Here is a 12,282-nt window from a genome sequence, read left to right on the forward strand (position 1 = left end):
ACCCGTTTCCGAATCGCTTTGTCAAATGTCTTTTATTAAGTAATCAAGGGACTCTTGTAAAAACAAAAAGGTCCATAAAAACCCACTTGTTATCCTCCATTTTCCCGCGCTGAATAACGAGCTGGTTTTGCGAACGTCTCTCGTAAATGATCCGCACAGAAACGTCGTCCTTTTCAAACAATGCCTGATTTTTCTTGGCTTCAATGAAATTGTAAGTGTCGGAAACGTTTTTTTCTTCCAATGCAATGAGTCCTGGTTTGAAATGTTTCACTCTTGCGATAGGTCCTTTTTCACCTGGTTCAAACGCAAACACTTCATACAGAGCAGGTTTGTCATCCTTGATCATCCGGATGTAGCCCATAATGTTGTTTCCTTCGGGCGCTGTCCAGCCGGCTTCAATGGGTCCACCATTATAAGTTCCTTTCCAATGACCTTCGAGAAAACTAAGGTCATTAAGGCTTCCGGTTGCTGTGGTTTGTGCTTTGGCAAAATTTGTAAGCACGCAAAAGGCAAAAAACAGGGAGCACGCTTTCAACAATGTCGGTTTAGTAAATTGCATCATCAGGGATTTAGGTTTAAATAAGTGGCAAATCAATGTTTGCCGAACGTGCCAATTTCCATAAATTTGGCTGAAATACAAAAAAAGAGCCGCTGCAAATGTGCAACGGCTCTCTTCAAATTTATACTTTGATGTTAATAGGCTCTTTCCAATTTTCCTTCGTGGGAATTGGCGAACGCTTTATTAACCACTTTATTTCCTCCTAATGTTGGGTAATTTCCTGTGAAATACCAGTCTCCCAAATGTTGCGGACAAGCCTTATGCAAATTGTCAACCGTCTGGAACACAACGGAAAGCTCGGCATTTAAATCTTTCGGACGAATGATCTCAGCAATTTTGTTCGAAATTTCCTGATCCGTAAAAGGCTCATATAATGCTTTCACGAAGTTGGTATGATATGGATTTTTAGTTGCAATAGAAGTGACACTGTGCATGTAAGTATCTTCCAGCAAATATTCCAGATCACGTTCTTCAAGTAATTTCAGCACCGCACGGAAAGCAACAAAGTCCTTCATTTTCGACATATCAATGCCATAGCAATCCGGGAAACGGATTTGCGGAGCTGATGATGCCACAACGATTTTCTTAGGACTTAACCTGTCCAGCATGGTCAGAATGCTCTTTTCAAGAGTGGTTCCGCGAACAATAGAATCGTCGATAATAACAACTGTATCTACATTTTTACGCACAACCTCGAAAGTTGTATCATAAACGCTGGAAACCATATCGTCACGCAAAGCATCGGCGGTAATGAATGTCCGTGATTTTACGTCTTTGGTAACCAGTTTCTCGATTCTCGGTCGGAACGAAAGCACTTTTTCAAGGTCGGCTTCGAATAAAATGCCTTCCATAATCGCTTGCTTGCGTTTTTTGGCAAGATATTCTTCCAAACCTTCAATCATTCCCAAGAACGCAGTTTCCGCTGTATTCGGAATGTAAGAGAAGATTGTATTTTCAAGATCATAATTGACCTCTTTGAGAATTTGCGGGATTAAAAGCTTGCCTAATTGCTTGCGTTCGTTGTAAATATCCGGATCGGTTCCGCGGGAGAAATAGATCCTTTCGAAGCTGCAAGAGCGCTTTTCAAGCTGCGGTAAGATCGGAAATTCATTGTATTCACCATTTTTATCAACAATTAATGCTGAGCCCGGTGTGATTTCCTGGATTTGATTATAATCAACATTGAAAGCAGCCTTAATCGCCTGTTTTTCAGATGCAACCACAACCACTTCATCATCTGCATAATAGAATGCAGGACGAATTCCAGCCGGATCGCGGATCACGAAGGATGCGCCATAGCCAGTTAATCCGCACATGGCATAGCCTCCGTCAAAGTCCCGGCACGATCTGTAAAGCAGGCGTGGCAGGTCAATATTCTCCTCTATAACGTCGGAAAGTGTCGGATTTTCGTAGATTCCTTTAAAGCGTTCGAACACTCTCTGGTTCTCTTCATCCAGGAAATGTCCTATTTTCTCCATCACCGTCACAGTATCCACTTTTTCTTTTGGATGCTGCCCGAGTGAGACAAGTTTTCCAAAGAGTTCGTCTACATTGGTCATGTTGAAATTCCCCGCCATGACCAGGTTGCGGCTTCTCCAGTTGCTCTGGCGCAGCATAGGGTGGCAGTTCTCAACTTCATTGGAACCGTGCGTTCCATAACGCAAGTGACCCAGCCAAACTTCGCCTGTAAAAGCAAGGTTTTCCTGCAACCATTTGCCATCATTGGCACGGTCTCTGTGGTTCTTTAAACCCTTGCGGAATTTCTTGTGGATTTTGGAAAAAATATCCGTAAGTGGTTGAGGCTCTACGGATCTGTATCTGCTGATGTATCGTTTCCCGGGTGGGACATCTATCTTAATGTTGGCAACTCCGGCTCCATCTTGTCCCCGGTTTACCTGCTTTTCCATCATGACCGAAAGCTTGTGGACTGCGTATAGCGGTGTCTCGTACTTGTCGATGTAGTATTGATAAGGCTTTCTAAGACGGATAAGTGCTATGCCGCACTCATGCTTAATGGCGTCGCTCATATGAAGAGTTATGCGTTAGAAATATTATTATTTGCTGTATGCAAATTGTATTCCCTGAATAATAACTTAACGAATTTATATTCTAAAATAGTTCGTTATGCGTCGCAAAGGTACAAATCCTTTGGCTTAAAAAACTTCAAATTTCTCCGAATTTTACAAGCCGGTTTTTGTGTGCAATTCTTTAATGGAAAGATAACTATTTTTGACCAAAAGGCCAGCTAATTTATATGTTACATAAAACGCGAGGTGTCGCCCTGAGTTATATCCGTTACCGCGAATCTTCCATCATTGCGAAGATTTACACGGAAAGCTTTGGGATTCAGACATATATAGTAAACGGGGTCAGGAGCAGTAAATCGCGCAACAACCGGATTGCCTTGTTTCAGCCGCTTACGTTGCTGGATATGGTGGTTTATCATAAGAATAAGGAGGATACCATGCATCGGATTTCGGAGATGAAATGTTACATGCCTTTCCAGACGCTGCCTTATGATGTGATCAAATCGAGTCTTGCGCTTTTTGTCACGGAAATGTTGGGAAAAACTTTAAAAGAAGAGGAAAGTAACCCCATGCTTTTCCACTTTATAGAGGAATCCGTCATGTTCCTTGACGAAGCTGAAAATACATTTGAAAATTTTCACATTCAGTTCCTGATCCAGCTTGCGTCGTTTCTGGGATTTGGGATAGAGACTGTGGAAGATCTGGAAAGTGAGCTGAAAAACAACCATTTTCCGCACATGCCGGATGCTATTGAGCGAGATGCAACATTACGTTTTGTGCGCGATCCGTATGGCGCAAATGTGCCACTGGACCGGAAACGGCGGATCTTGATTTTGGAAAAGCTCATCTTCTTTTTCAAAATACACATGGAAGCATTGGGGGAAATCAAATCCCTGGAAGTTTTGCGAGAGGTTTTGAAATAGGGGACGCCGCCGGGATGAGTGGCATAATTTTGATAACGTATATTGCATATCAAAAATCTACACAACCCATGAGACATTTACTGACAGCCACATTTGTTCTTGCTTCCCTCATCGGATTTGCCCAAGTCCCGAAAGGTGCGTGGAAATCCCAGGAACCTACCGGGAGCGCATCCACGCTCATTGTCGCTGATAATTACCTCGCGATTGCTTCCTATAGTATTGGTAATAAATATTTTGAAAGAACAGAAGGCGGCCCGTTCACAATGAACGGCGACCAGATGACATACACGCCTGAATTTAATTCTGCGGATTCGTTGAAAATAGGCATTCCGATTGTTTTTACGGTAACTGTAAAAGACGATATCCTCACTTTAAAATATGAAGAGGCCATGGTTTGGATGCGCGTGGATGATGCAGCATCTGCACCGATGGCTGGCGCATGGCACATTACAGAGAAGGCAGGCGATCAGGGCGCATTGGTGAAAATTCATCAGGAAGGCACACGCAAAACATTGAAATTATTGTCGGCAACCCGTTTTCAATGGTTTGCTATTGATCCGGCTGTGAAAGGTTTCTACGCGACGGGCGGCGGCACTTACACGGTGAAAAATGGAAAATACACTGAAAAAATCCAGTTTTTCTCAAAGGACAACAATCGCGTAGGCTCGTCGCTGACATTTGACCATAAGCTTGAAAATGGCCGTTGGGATCATAGTGGCAAAAGCAGCGATGGAAAACAGATTCATGAGATCTGGGAAAAGATTCAGTAGGCGCTGTTAAGGAGTTACTTCTGAATTCAATTTAGATTTATTCAAAATAATTTTTTGCATTTGTTTGAATCATTCTAAATAGCGATTACATTTGTTGCAGATTAATAGTAAACGATGAGCGCTTTTACATTGAATGATCCTGCGGACTGTGCAGTTGGAGAAGTAACCTGGATGAAATCATTCAGCGAGAATACCGAATGTGTGTTCAAAAAGTGCTGTGAAAAATATAAAAAGAAAGGTAAACACTGTAAAAAGTGCCCTAAAAAATAATAACTGCGGGATCTGAAAAGAGCCCAAACAGTTCATGGTGAATAATTGTAAGAGAGGGAATGCCGCGAAGCGTTCCCTTTTCTCTGTTTATTGCTTCTAAACTTTGCGTTTTAACTCGAAGTTCTGGCCCAGGTAAACGCGCCTAACCACTTCGTCCTCAGCCAATTCTTCGGCACTTCCCTGTTTTAAGATTTTTCCTTCAAATAATAAATAAGCACGGTCTGTAATCGAAAGTGTCTCATTTACATTGTGATCGGTGATGAGGATGCCAATGTTTTTGTGTTTCAATTTGGCCACAATGCTCTGAATGTCTTCCACCGCAATCGGGTCAACACCAGCGAAAGGTTCGTCAAGCAAGATAAATTTTGGATCCACCGCCAGGGATCTCGCAATCTCGGTCCGGCGACGTTCTCCTCCGGAAAGCACCATTCCCTTACTTTTGCGGACGTGGGTGAGGTGAAATTCTTCGAGCAGCTCTTCCACTTTCTGCTTCTGATCAGCACGGGACAAATCAGTCATTTCCAGCACCGCACGAATATTCTCCTCAACAGTTAATGACCGGAAAACCGATGCTTCCTGCGCCAGATAACCCAGGCCCAGGCGCGCACGCTTGTACATAGGAAGGCTTGTAATGTCCTTATCGTCCAGAAAAACTTTTCCGCTATTGGGTTTTACCAATCCTACGGCCATGTAAAAGGAGGTCGTTTTGCCGGCACCATTCGGCCCCAGCAAACCTACAATTTCGCCCTGTTCAACCTGATAGCTTACATTATTGTTAACAAGACGAACCCCGTATTTTTTTACAAGGTTTTCGGTTCTTAATATCATTGTTATAGATCTATTTCAATCGCCGAGCGGAAAATCCGCTCACAGCAGTTTAATGTCTTTCAAAGACAGTTGTAACGTTTTTTTATCACGAAAGTTATTTTCTTCGAGGCAGTAGGCAATCGAGAACGGCGTTCCGTTGACCAGATCAGGATAAAAGTGAGCCATACCAAACCCGATGGCTGTAAATATTCCCGAATTATTCTGCTTCACATCAAATTTAAGATGCTTCTCCTTCATGATCGTGGGCCTTCCCGCAAGCGAAACATTACGCGATTCAAAGATCGGGGTCATGTTACCGGGACCAAATGGGCCCATTTGGCGGAGAATGTTATAAAACTTCGGCGTGATCACTTCCAGTTCCAGCAGCATATCAATATTGATCATCGGAATCAGCTGGTCGGGCAGGATGCGGCTGCTTACAATGTCATTGAAACGCGTTTTGAATGCTTCCACATTTTGCAGGGGCAATGTAAGTCCGGCTGCGAAAGTGTGCCCGCCGTATTGTTCCAGAAGATCTGCACATTCCTCAATGGCCTCATACACATCAAATCCTGGAACCGACCGTGCAGAACCAGCAGCTTTTCCGTGCGATTGCGTTAATATAATGGTAGGGCGATGGTATTTTTCAATGCATCGGCTCGCCACAATTCCGATCACGCCTTTGTGCCAGTCTTCCTTATATAATACGGTACTTTTTGCAGTCGTAAACCAGTCGTCGTTTTCAATCATGAAAAGCGCCTGTTCCGTAATGCTCGTATCGAAAGTTCTTCGCTCGCTGTTGTGCTTGTTAATCTCCTGTGCAAAGTCAGCTGCTTCTTCATGCTCTTCGCATAGTAAAAGCCTTACTGCTTCCTTTGCATGCTTGATCCGCCCGGCCGCGTTAATTCTCGGGCCCAATCCGAACACAACATTAGTAATGTCCAGCACACCATTCAATCCTGCGATCTGGATCAATGCCTTGACGCCACATCTTGGCGCAGCATTCAATCTTTGCAAACCATAATATGCCAAAATCCGGTTTTCGCCTGTAATAGGCACAATGTCCGAGGCAATGCTGATCACCAGCAGATCCAGGTGGTCGAACAAGCCCGCAGGATCTATTTCATTATCTATACAAAAGGCTTGCAGCAATTTAAATCCAACACCGCAGCCGGTTAGTTCTTTATAAGGATATGGGCAATCGTCTCTTTTAGGGTCTAAAACTGCAACAGCCGGCGGCAGCTCAGAACCCGGCCGGTGGTGATCACAGATGATGAAGTCAATTCCTCTTTCTTTGGCGGCCGTGACTTTATCCACCGATTTAACCCCGCAATCCAATGTTACAATCAGTGAAAAGCCGTTTTCGTGCGCCCAGTCAATGCTTTGCCAGGAAACGCCGTAGCCTTCTTCGTAGCGGTCGGGAATGTAGTAATCGAGATTTGGGTAGATTTTCTTCAAAAAACCGTAGAACAATGCCACGGAAGTGGTGCCGTCCACATCGTAATCTCCGTAAACCAATATTTTCTCACCATTTCTGATGGCATCATTCAGCCTGCTTACTGCTGCGTACATGTCCTGCATTAAAAACGGATCATGTAAATGCGAAAGGTCAGGGCGAAAAAAGGTTCGGGATTGTTCAAAATCAAGGACACCGCGCTGCACCAAAAGCGTAGCCAGCGACGGGCTTACTTTTAACGATTCAGCCAGTTCCAGGACAATGTGTGTTTGTTCAGAAGTAAATTCAGGGTTGTGTATCCAGCGCTTTTCAATCATGAAACAAAGATAATCGGATTCTGTGATGCGCGTATCAAAATCTATATTGAGCCCGCACTATCAGGAAAAGCTAATTGAAAGGTCTTATCTTTGCAAGCAATTAACATTCTTTAAGATAAATGCCGCGTCTTCTGGCGATTGATTATGGTGCCAAACGCACTGGTATAGCTGTCACAGATCCTTTACAGATCATCGCCACTGCCCTCGATACGGTCAGGACGCATGACCTGTTGGAGTTTTTGAAAAAATACGCAGCCACCGAGCCGATCGAAGCATTTATAGTAGGGATGCCCAAAAGGCTCGACAATACGGAAAGTGAAAATGCAGCCCGGGTAACCTCATTTATTAAAGTCTTGAAAAAAACGTTTCCCGAAATCCCAGTCCACACACACGATGAAAGATTCACTTCGTCCATGGCTTTGCAATCCATGATCGCATCAGGCTCTAAAAAAAGCGACCGGCGTGAGAAAGGCAACATTGATAAAATTAGCGCTACGATCATTCTCCAGTCTTATATGGAGAGCAAACGCTGAGCATCATAATATTAGGTTACATTATATTAAAACGAATAAAGTCGCATTACAATGATTTATCCCATCGTAGCATACGGAGATCCAATCCTTAGGAAACCAACCCAATTCATTGAAAAAGACCAGCTTGATCTGAAAAAACTTTCAGAAGATATGTTTGAGACCATGCATGGTGCAAATGGGGTAGGATTGGCTGCGCCGCAGATCGGCATGAATATCCGTGTTTTTGTGGTGGACGCAACGCCGTTCAGTGAGAAGGATGATGACGATGACGACGAGCCGGATCTTTCATTGGTTGATTTCAAAAAAACATTCATTAACCCTGAAATCCTGGAAGAGGATGGAAAGGAGTGGGCTTTTGAAGAAGGCTGTCTGAGCATTCCCGGCATCCGCGGTGATGTTTATCGTCCGGAGCGCGTGAAAATCCGTTATCGCGACATGGATTGGAATGAATACACAGAAGAATACACAGGAATGGCCGCCAGGATCATTCAGCACGAATATGACCATTTGTTAGGAAAGCTTTTCGTAGATTATCTGCCAACATTGAAAAAGCAGTTGATCAAAAGGAAACTCGCCGACATTACAAAAGGCAATGTAGACTCAGATTACCGCATGCGTTTTCCGGGAAGGAGATAATTTTTAATGAGTGAATGAGTGAATGACTGAATAAAACAATAGCAATGAAGTCATTGCTCACTCACTTACTCATTCACTCATTCACTCATTAAAGCATCCACCATGATAGCAGAACAGTCTACAAAAACATTGTCGGTCGCTTTGATTCAAACCGACCTGTTTTGGGAAAACACGACTGCTAACCTGGCAACGCTTGAAGAAAAAATAGCGACGCTGTCGGGGCCTGCGGATATCATTGTGCTTCCGGAAATGTTCAACTCCGGTTTTACAATGAACACCGCAGCAGCCGAGCCCATGAACTTCACCACCACGCGTTGGATGAAGCAAATGGCTGCTCAAACAAAGGCGCTAATCATAGGAAGTTTCGCTGTCAAGGAGGAAGGCAAATATTACAACCGCTTAATGTGCGTTGATCCGGATGGTTCTCATGTTTTTAATGATAAGAAGCATCTTTTCAGTTTTGGAAATGAGCATCTTACCTATACATCCGGGCAATCCAGGCTGATTATTAATCACAAGGGCTGGAAAATTTGCCCATTGGTTTGCTACGATCTCCGGTTTCCCGTCTGGAGCCGTAATGTGGCTACCGATCCTTACGACATCCTTATATATGTAGCGAATTGGCCGGCCAAACGTGCACATGCCTGGAATACATTATTAAAAGCCCGCGCTATTGAAAACCAAAGCTATGTGGTAGGCGTGAACCGCGTCGGCTCGGATGCGAACGGGCTAACTTACCAGGGAGATTCGGTTGCGCTCGATTATCTTGGAGAGCCGCTGAGTATGCTGGCCAATGCAGAAACGGAGAAGATTGTAAGTTTCAACAAAGCCGATCTTTTTGCCTATCGGGTTGCTTTTCCAGCATTGGATGATGCGGACGAGTTTCAGATAAATTGGTGAGCACACGGACAAAGTGTCCTATAAGTTACTCAATCACCTTCGGGACCATTATATAGGAAGCGTTTTTAGCAGGCGCATTTGCAAGTGCGTCTTCCCGGCTCATTGTATTGACGCCAATATCTTCACGCCAGTTGTTGACTTCGCTAAGGATATGAGTCAGAGGTTCCACGCCTTCGGTATCCACCTCATTCAATTGCTCCATCCACGTCAATACCGAGTCCATACTCTTTAAAATGCCTTCTTCCTCCTCAGGTTTTATCTCCAAACGGGCCAGGTGGGCTATTTTTTTAAGAGACTCCTTGTCAATTTTCATGATGTGATCAATTTGTTAAGTTACCGCTGGGGATTGAAACGGATGTCAAAATTACCTGATTTTTGCGATTCTGTTTTCCGGGCGGGTAAATTATTCAGGAACCGTGAGCAATGATGATGAAACCGGCGTCTTGCTTCTGTTGTTTTAGTAAAATTTGCTAACAAGCGTAAATTATAGCTCATCCGAAATTTAAAATTGTTGTTTAACTAATAGTAGGAGAAAAATAATATTTGCTTTTCTACGAGAATGTTGAAATATTTTGAACGACAATGCGGGCCTTTGAAAAACATGTTCGCAGTGAACGTTGTAAAGAGTACAATTATGTATAAGTTTGAATTTTGATTGCATATAGTTCTTAATCAGCACAAAATCGAGAATAACTTAGAAAATTGAGCGTACGGGTTTCTTTAAATTATGCAATTTGTACGTGCTATGTCAAAAATTTCGCGAAAAAAACTGACGAAATGCTTGCTTTTTTTTAAAAGGAAAACTCATACTTTTGTAGAAGGCTAATATCTAAAACGCGATCAAAATTTTATTTTACCAAATCCAGTTTTAACCAAAAGTTTTATTTAATTCACAACCAAAATCTCAATTTAACCTTTAAAAGTAAGTCTGATGGAAAAGAAAGCTACAAGTCCGGCACCAGCTCCAAAGCCTGCTGCGGCAGCAACAAAAGGCAAAGGCGGTTTGAACCCGGCATTGGTAATCCCTCTACTATTTGCAATTGCATTGGCAGTTTACATTTTTGTTCTGGGAGCTCCCGAACACTTTAAAGATGGCGATCACGCAAAAGGCCCAATCGATGGTGATTACTACGGAATCGTTTACAAAGGAGGTCCTATCGTACCAATTTTGATGACTTGTTTCCTGATCGTGTTAACATTTACAATCGAGCGTTTGATCACTTTGAACAAAGCTCAAGGTTCAGGAAGCATCGATTCATTCGTTGTTAAGCTGAGAGGCCTTCTTGACAAAAACCAAATTGAAGAAGCAATTAAAGAGTGTGACAGACAAAAAGGATCTGTTGGTAACGTTATCAAAGCAGGTCTTTTGAAATATAAGCAATTGACTACTGAGACTGCCCTTGACAAAGAGCAGAAGCTTGCAGCGCTTCAGAAAGAAATCGAAGAAGCTACTACGCTTGAACTTCCAATGCTTCAGAAAAACCTTACGATTATCGCAACACTTGCGGGTGCATCTACACTTTTGGCACTTCTTGGAACGGTAATCGGTATGATTAAAGCGTTCGCGGCACTTGGTACATCAGGTTCTCCTGACTCCGCTGCACTTGCGACAGGTATCTCTGAGGCCCTTATTAATACGGCACTTGGTATCGGTACTTCTGCGATCGCAACGATCTCATACGCTTACCTAAACAGCCGTGTTGACGACCTTACTTATAGCATTGATGAAATCGGCTTGAGCCTTCAATCAAACTTTGCTACACATTATTAATAGTTTTTTGAACTATTAATATGAAAGTTTCGTTAATATACAAAAAACTTATATATTTGCTATGGGAAAGGTAAGACCTAAGAAGCACGCGCCGCATACGGATATGACAGCGATGACTGACGTAGCGTTCTTACTACTGACGTTCTTTATCATGACGGCAACTTTTAAGTCGAATGAAGCGGAGATTACAACCCCCTCTTCCATTTCGCAGATTAAAGTTCCTGATGATGACATTATGGTCATTAGTATTGACAAAGCGGGCAAGGTGTTCTTTGGAGTGGATGCAAAACCGGTAAGAGCAGCAATGCTTGAAAACATTGGTCAATCAAAAGGGATCACGTTCACTGAGACTGAAAAAGCAAAATTTGCATTGCAATCAAGCTTCGGATTTCCATTGGCTCAGTTGAAACCGTGGTTGAACATGTCGAAAGAACAAATGCCTAATGTGAAGCAACCAGGAATTCCGGTTGACTCAACAGGAGCAAGTGAACTGGCGGACTGGGTTTATGCAGCTCGTAAGGCTAACAACCAATTGAGAATTGCTTTGAAGGGTGACAACCTTTCGAAGTTCCCGGTTTTCAAAGATGTGTTGTCTAACCTTCAGTCGCAGAACATCAACAAGTTCAACCTGATCACAGGTAGCGAACAAGCGCCTGCCGGCTACACGAACGATTAGTTTTAACAAAAGGGATCATTTTAATAAGAAGAGAAAATGGCAGCAATTGAAGAATCCGGTGGTGGTGGGCATGGCAAAGGCGACGGTAAGGTTCGGGGCAAAAAGATGTCCACCCGTGTGGACATGACGCCAATGGTGGACTTGGGATTCTTGCTTATCACGTTTTTCATGCTAGCAACGACAATGTCGAAACCGACATCCATGACGTTGGCTGTGCCTGACAAGACTGATGAGAAAGACCAGGAAAAAACCGAACCGTTAAAAGCGTCGAAAGTGTTGACCCTGTTTATGGGATCCAACGACGATGTATATTATCTTGACGGAGTAGCTGCGGATGACGATAAAGCAGAAGCATCTTTGAAAACAACCCGCTACGGGTTCGATTTGAGAAGCGTGATTTTTGCCTCTGCAAAACGCATTAATGCTGCGAATCCTAAAGATGAAAAAGGAAACGATCCTTTTGTTGTGGTAATTAAGCCAACGCCTGTTTCAACCTATAAAAATATGGTTGACGTACTGGACGAAATGGCCATTACTAAATCAAAAAGATATGCACTTGTAGAGACTCTGACGGATTCGGAGAAAAAGCTCTTAGGTGACAAGATCGAGGAAAAATAATAATTTAATCAAATCAAAT

At 43.2% G+C, this 12,282-nt stretch carries 13 protein-coding genes; 8 read left to right on the forward strand and 5 right to left on the reverse strand.

The features are described from left to right. Positions 1-43 precede the first annotated feature (43 nt). The gene (locus L0659_RS16220; RefSeq protein ID WP_235127669.1) at positions 44-562 is read right to left on the reverse strand and encodes a DUF6265 family protein; all 519 of its coding nucleotides are present in this window, start codon (positions 560-562) and stop codon (positions 44-46) included. A gap of 131 nt (positions 563-693) precedes the next feature. Beyond that, a complete protein-coding gene (locus tag L0659_RS16225; protein ID WP_235127670.1) occupies positions 694-2,586 on the reverse strand; it encodes an amidophosphoribosyltransferase in 1,893 nt (630 codons plus the stop codon). A 227-nt stretch (positions 2,587-2,813) separates the two neighbouring features. Here L0659_RS16225 and recO point away from each other — a divergent pair, with 227 nt between their 5' ends. Then, positions 2,814-3,509, forward strand: coding sequence for a DNA repair protein RecO (recO, locus tag L0659_RS16230; RefSeq protein WP_235127671.1), 696 nt, complete (start codon positions 2,814-2,816; stop codon positions 3,507-3,509). 68 nt (positions 3,510-3,577) lie between these two features. Then, positions 3,578-4,279 carry a hypothetical protein gene (locus L0659_RS16235; RefSeq protein ID WP_235127672.1) on the forward strand — a complete coding sequence of 234 codons (702 nt, stop codon included), beginning with the start codon at positions 3,578-3,580 and terminating at the stop codon, positions 4,277-4,279. Between the two features lie 366 nt (positions 4,280-4,645). On the opposite strand, the gene lptB is transcribed toward L0659_RS16235, so the two are convergent. Together lptB and recJ are read right to left on the reverse strand one after the other, a co-directional pair. Then, the gene (gene lptB / locus L0659_RS16240; protein WP_235127673.1) at positions 4,646-5,377 is read right to left on the reverse strand and encodes an LPS export ABC transporter ATP-binding protein; all 732 of its coding nucleotides are present in this window, start codon (positions 5,375-5,377) and stop codon (positions 4,646-4,648) included. A 39-nt stretch (positions 5,378-5,416) separates the two neighbouring features. Then, the gene (recJ, locus tag L0659_RS16245; RefSeq protein WP_235127674.1) at positions 5,417-7,129 is read right to left on the reverse strand and encodes a single-stranded-DNA-specific exonuclease RecJ; all 1,713 of its coding nucleotides are present in this window, start codon (positions 7,127-7,129) and stop codon (positions 5,417-5,419) included. 119 nt (positions 7,130-7,248) lie between these two features. Here recJ and ruvX point away from each other — a divergent pair, with 119 nt between their 5' ends. The 3 genes from ruvX (at position 7,249) to L0659_RS16260 (ending at position 9,198) form a co-directional block, all read left to right on the forward strand. Then, positions 7,249-7,662, forward strand: a complete 414-nt coding sequence (gene ruvX / locus L0659_RS16250; protein ID WP_235127675.1) for a Holliday junction resolvase RuvX — start codon at positions 7,249-7,251, stop codon at positions 7,660-7,662. A gap of 51 nt (positions 7,663-7,713) precedes the next feature. Continuing rightward, on the forward strand, positions 7,714-8,298 hold the full coding sequence (def, locus tag L0659_RS16255; RefSeq protein WP_235127676.1) for a peptide deformylase: 585 nt from the start codon (positions 7,714-7,716) through the stop codon (positions 8,296-8,298). 102 nt (positions 8,299-8,400) lie between these two features. Beyond that, positions 8,401-9,198: an amidohydrolase gene (locus L0659_RS16260; protein WP_235127677.1), complete on the forward strand. Its 798-nt coding sequence runs from the start codon at positions 8,401-8,403 to the stop codon at positions 9,196-9,198. A gap of 25 nt (positions 9,199-9,223) precedes the next feature. On the opposite strand, the gene gatC is transcribed toward L0659_RS16260, so the two are convergent. Next, positions 9,224-9,511 carry an Asp-tRNA(Asn)/Glu-tRNA(Gln) amidotransferase subunit GatC gene (gatC, locus tag L0659_RS16265; RefSeq protein WP_235127678.1) on the reverse strand — a complete coding sequence of 96 codons (288 nt, stop codon included), beginning with the start codon at positions 9,509-9,511 and terminating at the stop codon, positions 9,224-9,226. Between the two features lie 618 nt (positions 9,512-10,129). Here gatC and L0659_RS16270 point away from each other — a divergent pair. The 3 genes from L0659_RS16270 to L0659_RS16280 all read left to right on the forward strand — a co-directional run bounded on the left by L0659_RS16270 (position 10,130) and on the right by L0659_RS16280 (position 12,263). Further along, the gene (locus L0659_RS16270) at positions 10,130-10,969 is read left to right on the forward strand and encodes a MotA/TolQ/ExbB proton channel family protein (RefSeq protein WP_234611055.1); all 840 of its coding nucleotides are present in this window, start codon (positions 10,130-10,132) and stop codon (positions 10,967-10,969) included. Positions 10,970-11,030: 61 nt separating this feature from the next. After that, on the forward strand, positions 11,031-11,645 hold the full coding sequence (locus L0659_RS16275; RefSeq protein ID WP_082217344.1) for a biopolymer transporter ExbD: 615 nt from the start codon (positions 11,031-11,033) through the stop codon (positions 11,643-11,645). A 36-nt stretch (positions 11,646-11,681) separates the two neighbouring features. Continuing rightward, positions 11,682-12,263, forward strand: a complete 582-nt coding sequence (locus L0659_RS16280) for a biopolymer transporter ExbD (protein ID WP_235127679.1) — start codon at positions 11,682-11,684, stop codon at positions 12,261-12,263. The last annotated feature ends 19 nt before the right edge of the window (positions 12,264-12,282 follow it).

Origin of the sequence: Dyadobacter sp. CY347, from assembly GCF_021502655.1 — a bacterium.
Taxonomy (GTDB): Bacteria; Bacteroidota; Bacteroidia; order Cytophagales; family Spirosomataceae; genus Dyadobacter.